The organism is Streptomyces sp. V3I8, assembly GCF_030817535.1.
GTDB lineage: Bacteria > Actinomycetota > Actinomycetes > Streptomycetales > Streptomycetaceae > Streptomyces.
Genome location: NZ_JAUSZL010000002.1, coordinates 8,741,110 through 8,756,468, shown reverse-complemented (window position 1 = coordinate 8,756,468; position 15,359 = coordinate 8,741,110). Strand labels below are relative to the sequence as shown.

12 protein-coding genes and 2 pseudogenes are annotated in these 15,359 nt (G+C 72.7%); 7 read left to right on the top strand and 7 right to left on the bottom strand.

What is annotated here, in order from left to right; all coding sequences use genetic code 11:
- Positions 1-134: 134 nt before the first annotated feature.
- From QFZ75_RS38620 to QFZ75_RS38610, 3 genes are all read right to left on the bottom strand, one after another.
- Positions 135-1,517 (bottom strand): phosphatase PAP2 family protein, encoded by a 1,383-nt coding sequence (locus QFZ75_RS38620; RefSeq protein WP_307545084.1) that lies wholly within the window; start codon positions 1,515-1,517, stop codon positions 135-137.
- Positions 1,518-1,769: 252 nt separating this feature from the next.
- The gene (gene gap, locus QFZ75_RS38615; protein ID WP_307544081.1) at positions 1,770-2,768 is read right to left on the bottom strand and encodes a type I glyceraldehyde-3-phosphate dehydrogenase; all 999 of its coding nucleotides are present in this window, start codon (positions 2,766-2,768) and stop codon (positions 1,770-1,772) included.
- A 131-nt stretch (positions 2,769-2,899) separates the two neighbouring features.
- Positions 2,900-3,856 (bottom strand): GlxA family transcriptional regulator, encoded by a 957-nt coding sequence (locus tag QFZ75_RS38610; protein WP_307544080.1) that lies wholly within the window; start codon positions 3,854-3,856, stop codon positions 2,900-2,902.
- Positions 3,857-4,016: 160 nt separating this feature from the next.
- On the opposite strand from QFZ75_RS38610, the gene QFZ75_RS38605 reads away from it, so the two are divergent.
- From QFZ75_RS38605 to QFZ75_RS38590, 4 genes are all read left to right on the top strand, one after another.
- Positions 4,017-5,441: a hypothetical protein gene (locus QFZ75_RS38605; protein ID WP_307544079.1), complete on the top strand. Its 1,425-nt coding sequence runs from the start codon at positions 4,017-4,019 to the stop codon at positions 5,439-5,441.
- Between the two features lie 140 nt (positions 5,442-5,581).
- The gene (locus tag QFZ75_RS38600) at positions 5,582-6,838 is read left to right on the top strand and encodes a MoxR family ATPase (protein WP_307544078.1); all 1,257 of its coding nucleotides are present in this window, start codon (positions 5,582-5,584) and stop codon (positions 6,836-6,838) included.
- Positions 6,839-6,954: 116 nt separating this feature from the next.
- Entirely contained in the window at positions 6,955-8,160 is a 1,206-nt protein-coding gene (locus QFZ75_RS38595) for a VWA-like domain-containing protein (RefSeq protein ID WP_307545082.1), read from the top strand.
- A gap of 191 nt (positions 8,161-8,351) precedes the next feature.
- On the top strand, positions 8,352-8,480 hold the full coding sequence (locus QFZ75_RS38590) for an LPFR motif small protein (protein ID WP_307544077.1): 129 nt from the start codon (positions 8,352-8,354) through the stop codon (positions 8,478-8,480).
- Between the two features lie 81 nt (positions 8,481-8,561).
- Here QFZ75_RS38590 and QFZ75_RS38585 read toward each other — a convergent pair whose 3' ends face one another.
- A complete protein-coding gene (locus QFZ75_RS38585; RefSeq protein ID WP_307544076.1) occupies positions 8,562-9,083 on the bottom strand; it encodes a hypothetical protein in 522 nt (173 codons plus the stop codon).
- 104 nt (positions 9,084-9,187) lie between these two features.
- Here QFZ75_RS38585 and QFZ75_RS38580 point away from each other — a divergent pair, with 104 nt between their 5' ends.
- From QFZ75_RS38580 to QFZ75_RS38570, 3 genes are all read left to right on the top strand, one after another.
- Positions 9,188-9,880, top strand: coding sequence for a response regulator transcription factor (locus QFZ75_RS38580; RefSeq protein ID WP_307544075.1), 693 nt, complete (start codon positions 9,188-9,190; stop codon positions 9,878-9,880).
- Positions 9,877-11,169: a HAMP domain-containing sensor histidine kinase gene (locus tag QFZ75_RS38575; protein WP_307544074.1), complete on the top strand. Its 1,293-nt coding sequence runs from the start codon at positions 9,877-9,879 to the stop codon at positions 11,167-11,169. The genes QFZ75_RS38580 and QFZ75_RS38575 overlap by 4 nt, the downstream gene beginning before the upstream one ends.
- Before the next feature lie 93 nt (positions 11,170-11,262).
- Entirely contained in the window at positions 11,263-11,754 is a 492-nt protein-coding gene (locus QFZ75_RS38570) for a PepSY domain-containing protein (protein WP_307544073.1), read from the top strand.
- Between the two features lie 42 nt (positions 11,755-11,796).
- Here the strand turns inward: QFZ75_RS38570 and QFZ75_RS38565 are convergent, their stop codons facing one another.
- The 3 genes and pseudogenes from QFZ75_RS38565 to QFZ75_RS38555 form a co-directional block, all read right to left on the bottom strand.
- The gene (locus QFZ75_RS38565; protein ID WP_373466011.1) at positions 11,797-12,573 is read right to left on the bottom strand and encodes a polysaccharide lyase family 7 protein; all 777 of its coding nucleotides are present in this window, start codon (positions 12,571-12,573) and stop codon (positions 11,797-11,799) included.
- A 36-nt stretch (positions 12,574-12,609) separates the two neighbouring features.
- Positions 12,610-13,497: pseudogene (locus QFZ75_RS38560) on the bottom strand (chitinase); the annotation flags it as partial.
- Positions 13,498-13,833: 336 nt separating this feature from the next.
- A pseudogene (locus tag QFZ75_RS38555) lies at positions 13,834-15,283 on the bottom strand (WGR domain-containing protein).
- Positions 15,284-15,359: the final 76 nt, after the last annotated feature.

Sequence of the window (15,359 nt, the reverse complement as noted above, 5' to 3'; positions counted from 1 at the left end):
TTCATAAGGTCAGCTAATGTCAAACATGACTCTCAAGGAGCGAGACAGCCGGTCTCAGGCCTGGCGCGCCCACCCCGGTCCGGCGGGCGACCGGTGCGCCGTGCTGCGCACCGTGCCGACGGGACGCGGCGTCGCTAAGCCGGTTCGGGCTGGGTCCGCGCCGGCTGCGTCTCCGCATCCGGTTGCCGCACGGGGTCCGGTTGCTGCACCGGGTCCGGTTGCCGCACGGCATCCGGGTGTCGCGCGGGGGACGGGGGCTCCACGGGAGCCGGTCGCTGCGCGGGAACGCTCTTCGGATCCCAGAGCCGCACGGCCCGTACGTAGACGGCGATCACCGAGGCCATCAGCGCGATGAGGAGCGGTCCGAACACCCACGGATGGTGGGCCATCTGCATCGGCAGCCAGCGATACGCCACCAGGAGTGCGGCGAACACCGTCGTGCCGTACACGACCAGGCGGGTCGCCGTGCCGTCCCAGCCGCGGCCGAGTGCGCGCATCCCCGCGTCGATGGTGAGCGCGAACACCACACCGGCGACCAGGTCCGCGCCGTAGTGGTAGCCGAATCCCAGTGTCGCGGTGAGTGTGCCGACCAGCCAGAACGTGCCCGCGTACCGCAGGGGTCGTGAGCCCTTGCGGGAATGGAGGAAGATCGCCGTGGCCCACGCCGTGTGCAGGCTCGGCATGCAGTTGCGCGGGGTGATCTCGTCGAACGGCAGCGGGTGCGGGACGTCGATCGGCGGCAGCGTGTGCGGCCACAGGTCGGCCGCCGCCCAGGGCCCGCCGTCGGGGCCGTAGGCGAAGACGGGTCCCGCGACCGGGAAGATCATGTAGATGGCCGGGCCGAGCAGACCGATGACCAGGAAGGTGCGTACCAGATGGTGGTGCGGGAAGCGGCGTTCGACCGCCACGTGCCGCAGCTGGTAGAGCGCGAAGACGGCCGCGGCGAGCGGGAGCTGGCCGTAGACGGCGCCGAGGACGTGACCGCTGACCGGGTCGGTCGCCGCCATCGCGCGGCCGACCAGCCACGAGGGATCACCCAGCGCGTGGTCGGCCGCCGCCACGTACGGGTCGAGGACGTCCGGGCGGGTCTTCGACGTGATGAGCAGCCAGGTGTCGCCCGTCTTGTGGCCGCCTATCAGCAGCAGGCCGAGTCCGGCACCCTTGAGCAGCAGGGCACGGTCCTCGCCGGTGCGTCGGGTGACGGCGAGGACGGCACAGCCGATGAGGACCCACAGCGCGCCGTTGCCGAAGTTCATGTCGGCGCCGGCCGCCCATCGCACCAGCCAGAAGACGACATCGATGCCGACCGCGGCACCCGCCGCGACGAAACGCTGCCGCCAGGTGAGCACCACCATCATCAACGCCATTCCGGCGTACAGCAGCGGCCCCGAATGCGGGGCGAATATCAGCTCTCGCGACACATTGGCGATCGGCCCGTGCATCCCGTAGCCCCGCGCGACGATCTCCAGAGTGACGAGAAACGCGAGGAACACGAAACCCACCGCGGCCCACAACATCATTCTCCGTCGTGATCCACCGGTTCCGCTTGTGCGGTTTATTCGCGAAGGTATTCGCGGCTCTCTAGATTTCAATGGCCTGGCCGATTTATTAGATTTTGGTCAGATGACTCATCCTTCGCGCTAGACGGAATCTTCTTCTAGTGAAGGACGGACGACCGGTTCGATCACCCATGAGTTCGATCATGTTATCGGAAAGGCCGGGCGGATCCGGCTGAACGCGGACGGACGGCCCGGCCGGACTCCGGACGATCAGCGGGTGGCGAGGAACTCGAGCGTGTCGACCACGCGGTGGGAGAAGCCCCACTCGTTGTCGTACCAGGCGACCACCTTCACGTGGCGGCCGTCCACGCGGGTGAGGGCGGAGTCGAAGATCGACGAGGCGGGATTGCCCACGATGTCGGAGGACACGAGCGGGAAGTCCGAGTACTCGAGGACGCCCGCGAGCGGCCCGTCGGCCGCGGTGCGGTAGGCCGCCAGTACGTCGTCGCGGGTCACGTCACGGGCCACGGTCGTGTTGAGCTCGACGATGGAACCCACGGGGACCGGCACGCGGATCGAGTCGCCCGCCAGCTTGCCGTCCAGGTTGGGCAGCACGAGGCCGATCGCCTTGGCGGCGCCCGTCGTCGTCGGCACGATGTTGACCGCCGCGGCCCGGGCCCGGCGGGCGTCCCGGTGCGGGCCGTCCTGCAGGTTCTGCTCCTGCGTGTAGGCGTGCACCGTCGTCATGAAGGCGTGCTCGATGCCCGCGAGGTCGTCGAGCACGGCGGCCAGCGGAGCCAGCGCGTTCGTCGTGCACGAGGCACACGAGACGATCCGGTGCAGGGCCGGGTCGTAGGCATCGGTGTTGACCCCGAAGGCCAGCGTGACGTCGGCGCCGTCCGACGGCGCGCTGACGAGCACCTGCTTCGCGCCCGCGTCGAGGTGGGCGCCCGCGGCCTTGGCCGACGTGAAGCGGCCGGTGGCCTCGACGACGATGTCCACCTCGAGGGCGGCCCACGGCAGTTGCGCGGGTTCGCGTTCGGCGAGCACCGTGATGCGGCGGCCGTCCACGACGAGCGTGTCGCCCTCGACGGTCACCGGGCGGCCGAGCCGGCCGGCCGTCGTGTCGTACGCGAGCAGCCGCGCGAGGGTGGCCGGCTCCGTGAGGTCGTTGACGGCGACCACCTCGAGGGCGCTGTCGCGTTCGATCAGCGCCCGCAGCACGTTGCGTCCGATACGGCCGAATCCGTTGATGGCGATGCGAGTCATGAGTGGTGTCCTTTCGGGTCGCCACCAGGCTCGCTCGCGGTGACGGCCGCCGACAGTGGCGGGATCGCCACGGTTCGAAAGGATCGCGCCACGCCCTCGGCACGTGCCCCGTCACGCCGTGTGGGGCCGGGTCACCCGCCCGGGGTGAAGGTGCGCCGGTACTCGCTGGGTGTGGTGCCCAGGATGCGCTGGAAGTGCGTCCGCAGGTTCGCGCCCGTGCCCAGGCCGACGTCGGCGGCGATCTGCTCGACACTGCGCTGCGAGCGTTCGAGCAGTTCGCGGGCCAGGTCGATGCGGGCCCGCATGACCCACTGCATCGGCGTGTACCCCGTCTCCTGCACGAAGCGCCGGGAGAAGGTGCGCGGTGAGACCGCGGCCTGCCGCGCCAGCAGGTCGAGGGTGAGCCGCTCACCGAGCCGGTGCAGGGCCCACTGCCGGGTGGCGGCGAACTGTTCGCCGAGCGGCTCCGGCACACTGCGCGGTACGTACTGCGCCTGGCCCCCGCTGCGGTAGGGGGCCGCGACGAGGCGCCGGGCCGCGTGGTTGGACGCGGCCACCCCGAGGTCGCCGCGCAGGATGTGCAGGCACAAGTCGATGCCCGAGGCGGCGCCCGCCGAGGTCAGGACGCTGCCCTCGTCGACGAACAGCACGTTCTCGTCGACCCGCACCCGCGGATACCCGGCCGCCAGCGCCCGCGTGTAGTGCCAGTGGGTCGTGGCGCGCTTCCCGTCGAGCAGGCCCGTCGCGGCGAGCGCGAAGGCGCCCGTCGAGATCGCCGCCAGCCGGGCGCCCCGGCGGTGGGCGGCGAGCAGCGCCTCGACGACGGCGGGCGGCGGATCCTCCCGGCCCGGGAACCGGTAGCCGGGGATGAAGACGATGTCGGCCCACGCGAGCGCGTCCGGGCCGTCGGCGACATGGTAGGAGAGGCCGTCGCCGCCGGTCACCAGACCGGGCGCCGCGCCGCACAGCCGTACCTCGTACGGCATGCTCGCCCGCGTGCTGAACACCTGGGCCGGAATGCCGACGTCGAGCGGCTTGGCACCCTCCAGTACCAGAACGGCGACGCGGCGCGGGCGGGGAGTCGGCATCGGAACAGGGTACGCAGGCCGGGCGAGAGGGTGTCGTACCGGTCCACGGAGGGTGATCGAAAAGAGGGTGACAGACCGTCTTCGGCGTGGTTAGCATGCGCGGGATGAAGAATTCCTCCTCTTTCGGAACGGGGGAATCATTCGTGCAAGGTGAGTGCTGATGGCACCTCACCTCGCGCATGGGATTCCGCCCCACCTGTCGATGTGGCAGCGCGTACGCGAGTACGCCGTGCCACCGTCCATGATCAAGAAAGCGACCGCGCGCCGTGCGGCCGGCGACTGGGCGGGGGCCTGCGCCGCCGCCCGCGTCTACGTCGATCTCGATCTGCGCGCCGTGCGCGACCGCCACGGCACCGATACCGCCACGCTGCTCCGGGCCGATCTGCGCCGGCTGGCGCCGGACCTGCTGCGCTGGCACATGCCCCGGATCGCCCCCGACGGACGGCTCCGTCCCGGACTCACCCTCTCGCTGGCCCGTTACCACGGCTTCGGCGGTACGCCGTTGCAGCTGGTGGTGCGGACACCGCCGGCGTACGCGGACGCCGGACAGCACCTGTCCCTGGCCGTGTGGGACGGGTCGTGGAGCAACGTCGCCGGACACCACCCGCATCCGCATCCCGACCGGCGTTTCCGGCTCGACCTGCACCGGCATCTCTGGGACGCGGGGCGGGCCGGCGAGCTGAGGTCACGGTGCGCACCGGGTCCGCCGACCGTGTACGACTCCCCTTACGCGGCGGGGAGCTGGGCCGCCGAGGCGGAGTTGCTGCTGCGGGCCGAAGGGCTCCCCCGCGGAGCCTTCACCGTGCGACTCGGCCCTCGGAAGCGCGTCCCGCTCGAACTCGTCGCCCCTGACGACAGCCATGCTCCGACGTTCCGCGCACTGCGTACGGACGCGCTGTCACCGCATCACGTCGCGGCACTCCCCACACTGCCGGAAGCGGCCGTACGGGTGCTGCCGGACGTGGAGTTGCTGCGTGCGGGGCTCGTCCCGGCCGAACGGCTGCATCCGCTCGTCGGCGCGGCACTGGCGGCGTACGCGTCGACGCCGACGGGCGGCCCCACTCCGGAACCCGCCGATCCGCACCGGGTGAGGTGTCGTGGCGAGGACCACCGGATCGCGCTGCGCGGCGGGGTGCTGACGGCGGTCGACCACGATCCCTCCCAACTGCGGCGCGAGGAAATGCTGGTGGCGCTCGGCGGGCCGGCGCTGCCCTGTCTGCGCGCGATCGACGAGGTGCACCGCGACCCGGAGGCGCTGCCCGCGGTCCGGGAGCGGCTCGCCCACGGTGACGTGGTGGGGGCGCTGGCCGTGGTCGAGGGGCTGCTCGGTCCTGCCGCGGTCCTGCGCGACGGGCCGCTCCGCGAGGAACTGGAGTCGGCCATGGTCCGCCGCGTCGAACACGGCCTCTTCCGCTCGGGGCTGGTCGCCGTCCATCCGGGTGCCGGTGCCACGGGCAGCGAGTACGTGTCCGATGCCGGACAGGTGACGGCCGCTCGTCGTCCCCGGCTCACCCGCCGTACGCCGTACCCGGTGCGCCGCAAGCTGAACAGCCGGTCCCGGCCCCGCACCGGCCTGTTCCCCTGACCGGCGCCCCGGCTCACGTCCCTTACTGATGTCGCGTGTTCCGCGCTGCCTGTTCCGCGCTGCGTGCCCCCATGCCCCATGCGCCTTCCGTTCGCCTTCCACTTCGGTCTCCACTCCTCCTCCCCCTTCAGGTGATGCCCATGACCATCAGCACCGTCCTGCCCGCCCGGAAAACGCATCTCGCGCCGGCCGACGACCTCCTGGCCCTCCTGCGGACGACCACCACCGAGCCGCGGCCCGACGAGCAGCTCGAAGCACTCACCCTGGCCGTGGCGGCGGACCTGCCCGTGCTGCTCTGGGGCGAGCCGGGCATCGGCAAGACCGCGGCCCTGACCCAGCTCGCCGCCTCCCTCGACCTGCCCCTGACCACCGTGATCGCCAGCGTCCACGAGCCGTCGGACTTCTCCGGGCTGCCCGTCGTGGGCGAGGACCCCGCGGTGCAGGGCGTGCCGATGGCGCCGCCGCAGTGGGCCGTGGAACTCGTGCGCGCCGGGCGCGGGCTGCTCTTCCTGGACGAGCTCTCCACCGCCACCCCGGCCGTGCAGGCCGCGCTTCTGCGGGTCGTCCTGGAGCGGCGGGTCGGCGCGCTGCAACTGCCGCCCGGCATACGGATCGTGGCCGCCGCCAACCCGCGGGCCTCGGCGGCGGACGGATGGGAGCTGAGCCCGCCGCTGGCCAACCGGTTCGTGCACCTGTACTGGGTGCACGACCAGGAGGTGGTGGTGCGCGGACTGGGCGGTGTCTGGCCGCGGGCGGAGCTGCCACGGCTCGTGCCGGAACTGCTGGCGGAGGCCGTGGCCTTCTCGCGGCGTGCGGTCTGCGGTTTCCTGACCGCCCGGCCGACACTGATCCACCGGTTGCCGAGTTCCGAGACGCGGCGCGGTGGTGCCTGGCCCTCGCCCCGGAGCTGGGACGCCGCGCTGACCCTGCTGGCGTTCGGGACGGCCGCCTCGGCCTCCCGCGAGGTGCTGGCCCTGCTCGTACGAGGAGCGGTGGGTGACGGCCCCGGGCTCGAACTCCTCGCGTATCTCGACCGGATGGATCTGCCGGACCCGGAGTCGCTGCTGGCCGATCCGGCCGCCGCCGAGCTGCCGGAGCGGGGCGACCTGCGGCAGGCGGCGCTGGAGGCGGTGGTGGCCGCCGTCGGAGCACGGCCGGAGCGCGGGCGGTGGGAGGCGGGCTGGGCCGTGCTGGTCCGGGCGTCGGAGACCGGCACCGCCGACCTGCTGGTCGCTCCGGCGACGGCGCTGGCCGCGCTGCGGCGCGACGACTGGGAGGTGCCGGAGACGATGGAGCGATTGGCCGGGGTGATCGGTCTCGCCCGGGAGGCGGACCGGTCGGTGCGGCGGGTCACGGCCGTGGGTTCCGCCCTGCGTGGGGCGGGGGCGGGCCGATGACGGACGGTGCGCGGCGCGCGGCGCCGCGTCCGATCCCGCGTCCGATGCCCCGGCCGGCGCCGCCGCGCCCGGTACGGGCCACGGTGCCCGGGCCGCCGCCGGCCCTGCCGCTGGACATGGAGAAGCTGCTGGCCGCCCGGCTGCACGCGGTGAGGGTCCGTCCTTATCTCGCCGGAGCGCTGTTCGCCCTGCACGTGGTGGAGGACCGGTCGGTGCCGACGATGGCGGTGGACGCGCACTGGCGTTGTTACGCCTCCCCCGGTTTCGTGGCGCGCACCCCGGTGGAGGAGCTGGCGGGCGTCTGGGTGCACGAGGTGTCCCACCTGCTCCGGGACCACCACGGGCGGGGCGAGCGGTACGGGCGGCGGCACGAGGAGCACGGGCCGGGCGAGCGGTTGCGGCGCAACATCGCGGCGGACTTCGAGATCAACGACGACATCTACGGAGACGGGTTGCCGCGGCCTGCCGGAGTGGTGCTTCCGTCGCTGCTGGGGCTCCCCGACGGGCTCCTGATGGAGGAGTACCTGCAAAGGGCGTCGTTGTCCGGGCTCGCCGCGGACCTGGCCTGGCTGGACTGCGGCAGCGGTGCGGACGGGCAGGTCCGGCCGTGGGAGCTGGGGCCCGGCGGGTCGAACGGGCTGACCAGGCAGCAGCGGGACGCGGTCCGCTTCCGGGTCGCCGAGGGGATCAGGGGCCGGCCGGGCGAGGCGCCGGAGGGATGGCGCCGGTGGGCGGACGAGGCGTTCCAGCCGCCGCAGCCGTGGCGGCAGTTGCTCGGGGCGGCGGTCCGTTCGGCGGCGGGTGCGCCGGGCACGGGCGAGAACCACAGCTACCGGCGCCCGTCCCGGCGCTCGGCCGGTGTCCCCAAAGTGGTGCTGCCGAGCCTGCGCCGTACGCCGCCCCGGGTGTGCGTCGTGATCGACACCTCCGGATCGGTCAGCGACGCCGAACTCGGCAGCGCGCTGCTGGAGGTGGCGGCGATCACCCGGGCGGTGGGCGGGCGGCGCGACCTGGTCTCGGTGATCTCCTGCGACGCGGCGGCCGGGGTCGCCGTCCCGCTCTGCCGCGCCGAGAAGATCGAGCTGCTCGGCGGCGGGGGTACCGATCTGCGCTCCGGTTTCGCGCAGGCGCTGCGTTCCCGGCCGCGTCCCGACGTGATCGTCGCCCTCACGGACGGACAGACGCCGTGGCCCTCCGCGTCACCGCCCTGCCGTACCGTCGTCGGCCTCTTCCCCCGCCCGGCCGGCACGGCGGACGAGCGGAATCCGGACTACGTCCCGGACACTCCCCCGTCCTGGGCGCGTGTCGTCACGATCAACTGACGGGCCGCCGGCCGGCCGTGCGGCCCTGTGCCCAGCGGCCGGACCGCCGCGCGGGCCGGCCCGCGCGGCGGTTCGCCGTCGCTGACGACCCGTCGGTTTCCGTGGCCGATCACCGGGCACACGCCGAGTGTCAGGCCGTACAGCGGCACACCGGATCCGGCGCACCGCGCCCGAGAAAGACGGAGGTCACCATGTTCAAGGCCATCGCAGACGTCCTTCGGTCCATCGGCGGGGCAGTCGCGACCGTCGTCACCCTGCCGTTCCGAGCCGTGGCCCGCCTGTTCGGCGGCGCCTCGAGTTCCGCCCACGGTCACCACTGACGGACCGGTGGCGCGCTGCCGCGCGCGTCCCGGACCGGAGCCCGGCCGGACCCCTGTCCGGCCGGGCTCCCTTGTGTCCGCTCAGTCGTCCTGCTTCCAGGACCCCGCAGGCTCGCCGTCCACGCAACGCACCCGCAGTTCGACCTTGCCCGCGGTGCCCTCGAACTTCACCTCGACGTGTTCGTCGTCGGGGCCCCGGTCGGCGCTCTTGACCCCGTAGCCCTGGGCGGGGGCCCACGACAGGAGGCGTACCGTCGCTCCGTCGCAGGCGGCGATGGCGGTCCCGGCCGGTCCGGAGAACGTCTTCTTGGTCCGGGTGGCCGGGACCGAGGCCGAGGCCGTGGGAGTGGGAGTGGGCGTCGGCGTGCCGGGAGTCGTACCCGGGCTCGCGCCGGCCGTCCCCCGGTCGGGATCGGGGTCGGGCGACAGGGATGCCTTCGCCGCGTCGAGTTGCCGCTCGACCTGCTCCGAGGTGAGCGCCGTGCCGTCGGAGGAGCCGGTGATCCCGTCACCGATGATCTCGACGGCGGCCAGTCCGGTGAGCGTGGCGGCGACGGCGGCGGCCGTCCAGCCGGCCAGGGCGAGAAACGTACGCGAAGGCATGCGTACGACTATGCCCCGGCCTCCGATAAGGGGAGCACCGGGGAAACCTAAGGGATGGTTAACGGGGCCCTGGCCGGCCGGACCGCTCGGATAACGTGCCCGCTGTGGTACATCTGCTGATCGTCGAGGACGACCCCACCATACGGACGCCGCTGCTCCGTGCCCTGCGCGAGCGCGGCCACGCCGTCGCCGCCGCCCACACCGCCATGAGCGGGCTGCAGACCGCGCTGGACGAGCGTCCGGACCTCGTGGTCCTCGACCTCGGCCTGCCCGATCTCGACGGCATCGAACTGCTGCGCATGCTGCGGGCGGTCAGTCCGGTGCCGGTCATCATCGCGACGGCGCGCGACGACGAGGCGGAGATCGTCCGCGGGCTCGACGCCGGTGCCGACGACTACGTGGTGAAGCCGTTCACCGCCGCCCAGCTGGAGGCGCGGATACGGGCGGTGCTGCGGCGCGGCGCGGGCTCCCGGGAGCCCGTGGGCGCCACTGTCGTCGGTGACCTGCGCATCGATCCGGGCACCCGCGAGGCGACCCTCGCCGGAGCCGTACTCGACCTCACACCCCGCGAGTTCGACCTCCTGCACCATCTCGCCGGCCGTGCGGGACAGGTCGTCACCAAGCGGGAACTGCTCACCGAGGTGTGGCAGGTGCCCTACGGGAGCGCCGACAAGACCGTGGACGTGCACCTGTCCTGGCTGCGCCGCAAACTCGGCGAGAGCGCGCAGGAACCCCGTTACCTGCACACCGTGCGCGGTGTCGGCATCCGGCTGAGCGCGCCCGCGGACCCCGCATGAGACGCCGTCTGACCCTGCTCGTCGCGGCCACCATGTGCCTGGCCCTGCTGGCGTTCGTCGTGCCGCTGGCCCTGTTGCTGCGTACGGTGGCGCAGGACCGTGCCACCGCCACCGCCGGCGCCGACGCGCAGAGCCTCGTGTCCCTGGTGGGGACCGCGGATCCGGACACCCTGCGGTTCAGCGTCGAGCACATGGCCGCCCGGGCCCGTGGCCCGCTCACCGTCTACCTCGCCGACGGCACGGTCCTCGGCACCCGGACACCGCGGACCAGTGCCGTACGGCTGGCCGCGCTGGCAGGGGTGAGCCGGACCGTGGACCGGGCCGACGGGCGCGAGATCGTGGTGGCCGTGCTCGGCCGCCCGGACGGCACCGCCGTCATCCGCGCCTTCGTGCCCGCGGCCGAACTGACCCGCGGGGTCGTACGGGCCTGGCTGGTCCTCGCCGCGCTGGGGGTCGCGCTCCTGCTCCTGGGCCTGCTCGTCGCCGACCGGCTCAGCCGCGCCCTGGTGAGTCCCATCACGGAGCTGTCCGCCGTGTCCCACCGGCTCGCGGGTGCCGACCTCACGGCCCGGGCCCGTCCGGACGGGCCGCCGGAACTGCGCGAGGTCGCCGGGGCCCTCAACCACCTCGCCGACCGCATCCAGGACCTTCTGCGCGAGGAGCGCGAGCAGGTCGCGGACCTGTCCCACCGCCTCCGCGCGCCGCTGACCTCCCTGCGGCTGGAGGCCGAGTCGCTCTCCGGCACCGACGCCGTCCGGATCGCCGCGCGCGTGGACGCCATGGAACGGGCGGTCACCGGCCTCATCAGCCAGGCCCGCCACCAGCGGGAGACGGACACGTACGCCGAGTGCGACGCGGCCTGCGCGGTCCGCGAACGGGTGGCGTTCTGGACCGTGCTGGCCGAGGACACCGGCCGGGGCGTCACCCTGGACGTCACGGCGGACGGCACCCTGCCGGTCGGGGTGCCGGCCGACGAACTCGCCGCCGCCGTCGACGCCCTGCTGGGCAACGTGTTCGCCCACACCCCCGACGGCACCGCCTTCTCGGTCGCCCTGGTGCCCCGCGCCGGCGGCGGAGCCCTGCTGACGGTGGCGGACGACGGTCCCGGCCTGTCGGCGGACCTGGCCCGGCGGGGTGCCAGCGCGGGCGGGTCCACCGGTCTGGGTCTGGACATCGCCCGCCGGGCCGCCCGGTCCAGCGGCGGCCGCATGGACCTGTCGTCCGGCCCGGCGGGCGGCGCCCGGGTGACCCTGGAACTGGGCCCGCCGACTCCCGCTCCCCCGCCGTGAACGCCTTAGCCCGCTCTTAACCCTGCCGCAGCGCGGCCCTATCCCGCCCCGGGCGAATCTCTTCCCACCACAGTCACACACAGGAGGTTCGTCATGAAGCGCACACCGGTCGTCCTGCTCGCCTCGGGAGTACTCGTCGCCGCGATCACCGGCACGGCTCTCGCGAGCGGAGGCGACGACGACGTGTCCCCGTCCCGCAGCGCGTCGTCGGCCACGGCGTCGTCGGCGCCGTCCGCCGGGGCACCGGCCGCGTCACCGTCCGGACCGGCGTCCTGGTCGTCCGAGCCGCCGTCCGGACCGGCGGCCACGTCGCCGACGACGGTGGACAGCCGGCGGGCCGGCCGGATCGCGCTCGCCCACGTGGGCGGCGGGACCGTCACGAAGGTCGAGTCCGAGGTGGAGCACGGCCGCGCGGTGTGGAACGTGCGGATCGTCAGGAACGGTGCCCGGTACGACCTTCACGTCGACCGGAACAGCGGCGAGATCACGCGGTCGAGGTCCGGGTCGGACGACGACGGGACGGCCGACGACCACCGTGGCGGTGACGACGGGGACAGCGGCCGGCACGGTCGCCACCACGGCTGAGCGGGCCCTCGGGTGCGCGCACAGGGCGCGCACCCTCCGGGGTCAGCCGTGGGAGACCGTCAGCCCGTAGAAGGCGACGCGGGCTCCCTTGGTGGTGCTGTCCGACGAGGACTGGTTGTAGGAACCGGCCTTGAAGTACTGCTTGTACGGGTCGAACGAGGTCGGGATCGTGTAGTGCGTGGTGCTGCCGTTGACGGTCAGGTCGATGGTCCGGCCGCCGGAGACGGCTATGGAGTAGGTCCAGGTCTTGCCGAGGGAGACGTGGCCGACGGTGTGCGCGGTCTGGCCGCCGGCGGGCGAGTTCTCGATGCCGGCCACGATGTCGCCGTTGGCGCGGTAGTACAGCTCGACGAGCGGTTTCGTGGAAGACCCTCCGGAGCCGAGGTGGATCTGGCCCACGCACACGTTGGAGGTCACCGACACCACCCGCAGGGTCGCGTTCATCCGGTGGCTGCCGCTGAGCGACCAGTCGGCGGCGCTGCCGTTGCGGTTCATCTCCCGCAGTTCGGAGCGGGCGTACTTGGAGTTGGGTGTGGTGACGCCCTTCTCGGGGGCCCAGAAGGTCATCGCGCCGTCGCGGGTGTCGGTGTAGAAGTACGAGTCCTGGAAGCCGCCCGCGCCCTGGAGGCGGGACGAGGAGATGGTGGTCGGCGAGCCGGGCGAGCCGACGGGCTCCTGCAGCTGCCACACGGAGAGGTCGAAGTTGCCGCCCGGGGCCTTGCTCGGGTCGGCCGCGGCGGCGCTGCCGGTGCTCAGGACGGCGATCGTACCGACGAGGCCCGCGACGGTGGCGGTGGCCAGGGCTTTGAAGCGCATCATGTGAGGTCCTTCGACGACGAGGAGGAGTGGTGGGGGTCAGCCGGTGTACGCGGCGAAGACACGGGTGTAGTCCCAGGCGGCCTGGCTGACGCCGGAGCAGCTCTCGGCGTCGCCGCCGGTGCAGGGCCGGTCGCGGTTCGCGGACCAGAAGGTGAGCCGGGCCAGGTGGTGCTGCTGGGCGTAGCCGAGGACGGTGCGGAAGTCGGCGACGGTGACCTTCTCGTTCTGGTCGGTGACGCCGTTCATCGAGGAGATGCCCATGGTCCGGTAGGCCTGGTCGTCGCTGTAGCCGTAGGCCTGCTTCAGCGCGGTCTTCAGGCCTTCGGCGGCGCGCAGGGTCAGGGTGCCCATGTTCTGGCTTCCGCCGTCGAAGTCGAAGGGCATGATGGTCCAGCTGTCGGCCGACAGGCCCGCCGCGGCGGCACGGTTGATCAGACTGGTGTCGGGACCGCTCTGGCCGGTGCCGATGGTGATGTGGACCTTCAGGCCAGGGTTACGGGACTTGACGGTCTTCAGGGCGTCGACGGTGCGCTGCTGCACGGTGGGGCTGTCGTACGCGGCGGCCTCGATGTCGATGTCGATGACCTTGAGCGTGTAGGCGTCGACGACCTTCTGGTAGGCGGCGGCGAGTTCGCTCGCGCTGGAGCAGGAGCTCTCCAGCTTGTTGCCGCTGTATCCGCCGAACGACGGGATGGCGTCGCCGCCGCCGTTGCGGATCGTGGTGATGGTGCGCTGGTCGACGCCGCCGGTGAGGGGGCGGCTGCCGTCCCACTGCGGGTTGCAGTGGCCGTTGCTGAGGACGAAGGCGAGCGTGAACGACTTCACGCCGGTGGCCTGGGTGATCGTCGTCGGGCTGGGCGGGTCGCCCCAGCCGTTGTAGAGGTACGGGGCGACGGCCGACGAGGTGGCGGCGGGGGCGGCGCCGGCCTGCGGGGCGGCGAGAAGACCCGCCGTCAGGGGCAGGGCCGCCAGGGCGAGTCCGCCGCGCAGGGCGTTGGAACGAGTACGGGTTCGCACGGTCATGGGGGTGATCGCAGCCTTTCGTCAGAAGCAGACGGTGGGGGAGGCTCGTTCATGTCGGTGAACAATGAGTTCACCTATGAACATGCGGTGTGCGGAAGAACGTAAAGGTCTGAACCAACGACGTCAAGAGGTGCGGAACAGAACTACAGCAGCCCGTGGACCGTGGCCCCTGGTCGGGGCCGTGGTCCACGGGCTGCTGGGCTGCGGGCTACGGTCCGCAAGGGGGAGCGAGTGCGGTCACAGCAGGCGGCGGATGTCACCGCGGACCCGGTAGAAGCCGCCGGCCGCCGGGTGCAGGGCGTCGACGACGTAACGGGCCCCGGCCTCCCGTACCGTGCGCGGGAACTGGACGTTCCAGGACGGGTCGTAGCCCTCGGACACCACGTGGACCCGCAGCCGTCCGGTCGTCTGCACACACTCGACGACGATGCCTCCGGCGGGGGCCCGGGAGACGGTCGGCAGGGCGGCCGCGGCCGTGGCCGGTGCGTAGGTCGGCAGGGCGGCGGCGAGCTTGACGTCCCGCGCCACCGGCACCGTGCCCTGCTGGGCCGCCGTGATCGCCGCCTCGCTCGCGTCCACGCACACCAGCGAGCCGTCCGTGGTCACCAGGTAGAGCCGCTCGTCGCGGTACTGCATCGACAGCGCCGAGCCGTCGCCCGTGCCGAGCTTCCACAGCCGGGTGCCGTCCCGGTCGAAGCAGTAGACGGACGAGGACGCGTCGCCGGCGAAGACGAACCGGCCGCCGGGCGAGGTGGCACAGGAGTAGACCGCGCTGTCGCAGGCGTAGGTCGCCTCCACCGCGCCGGTGGCCTTCGACAGCCGCTGCACCACGCGGTGCGAGGTTCCCGCGTACACCGCGTCCTGTTCCTGCCAGCCGAAGAGGACACCGCCGCGGGTCGGCGTGTGCCACAACTCGCCGGTCCCGTCCGGCGCGTAGGCACTCACCCCCGCCCCGTGGCCGTGGTAGACGGCGCGGTCGTCCGCGCGGACCATCCAGGCGTGCTCGCCCTGGCTGCGGCGGGCCCACTGGTGTTCGTCCTCGTGGTCGATGACGGTCAGCCGGCCTTCGCGGTCCGAGACGTTCAGGACGCCCTCGTGGATGTCCAGCCAGAAGATGTCGACGTCCGCCGCGACGTCGTAGGCCGCGAACGGCAGCTTGGAGGACAGGTCGTAGACCCGGCCGTCGTCGCATCCGGCGTAGATCCAGAAGTCGTCCGCGACCAGGCACTTCACACCGTCCGGCAGGTTGAAGCGCGCCAGGACACCGCCCTCGTGGTCCAGGGTGTAGACGTCGCCCGCCTGGTTGCCCACCCAGCACCGGTCGTCGTCGACGTGGATGCCGAACGCCGACGACCCGGTGCGGAACCGCCACAGCACCGGGGCCACGGCGCGTGCGGTGGGAGGGCGCCGAGGTCACCTGACGGCGGGTCACCGAGCGCGGCGCGCGCTGCCCGGCGACGGCCGGCGCGTACCCCTTGCGGACCTTCTCCCCCACCTTCTTCGCGGCCGCGGCGCGCGCCTTGTCCGGCGTGGGGAACGTCGTCGTCTGCGTCTGCCCGGCGGCGCCTATCCGCCCGTACCGCACCGTCACCACCAGGCCGTCGACGGCCACTTCGTAGAACTTGTGCGCCGTGCCGTCGTCCTGCGACAGCTCCAGATACGTCCTCGACGCCGACCCGGTAGACATGACAGACCCCTCCCAGAGCGCGGCCCGCGCTCTCTTCGGCGGGTCCCACTGCTCACACCGTAGAGGTGACCACTGA

Bases quoted from the DNA above. Each gene is read 5' to 3' on its own strand.
- QFZ75_RS38620 (WP_307545084.1), bottom strand. From the start codon at position 1,517: ATGTTGTGGGCCGCGGTGGGTTTCGTGTTCCTCGCGTTTCTCGTCACT.
- gap (WP_307544081.1), bottom strand. From the start codon at position 2,768: ATGACTCGCATCGCCATCAACGGATTCGGCCGTATCGGACGCAACGTG.
- QFZ75_RS38610 (WP_307544080.1), bottom strand. From the start codon at position 3,856: ATGCCGACTCCCCGCCCGCGCCGCGTCGCCGTTCTGGTACTGGAGGGT.
- QFZ75_RS38605 (WP_307544079.1), top strand. From the start codon at position 4,017: ATGGCACCTCACCTCGCGCATGGGATTCCGCCCCACCTGTCGATGTGG.
- QFZ75_RS38600 (WP_307544078.1), top strand. From the start codon at position 5,582: ATGACCATCAGCACCGTCCTGCCCGCCCGGAAAACGCATCTCGCGCCG.
- QFZ75_RS38595 (WP_307545082.1), top strand. From the start codon at position 6,955: ATGGAGAAGCTGCTGGCCGCCCGGCTGCACGCGGTGAGGGTCCGTCCT.
- QFZ75_RS38590 (WP_307544077.1), top strand. From the start codon at position 8,352: ATGTTCAAGGCCATCGCAGACGTCCTTCGGTCCATCGGCGGGGCAGTC.
- QFZ75_RS38585 (WP_307544076.1), bottom strand. From the start codon at position 9,083: ATGCCTTCGCGTACGTTTCTCGCCCTGGCCGGCTGGACGGCCGCCGCC.
- QFZ75_RS38575 (WP_307544074.1), top strand. From the start codon at position 9,877: ATGAGACGCCGTCTGACCCTGCTCGTCGCGGCCACCATGTGCCTGGCC.
- QFZ75_RS38570 (WP_307544073.1), top strand. From the start codon at position 11,263: ATGAAGCGCACACCGGTCGTCCTGCTCGCCTCGGGAGTACTCGTCGCC.
- QFZ75_RS38565 (WP_373466011.1), bottom strand. From the start codon at position 12,573: ATGATGCGCTTCAAAGCCCTGGCCACCGCCACCGTCGCGGGCCTCGTC.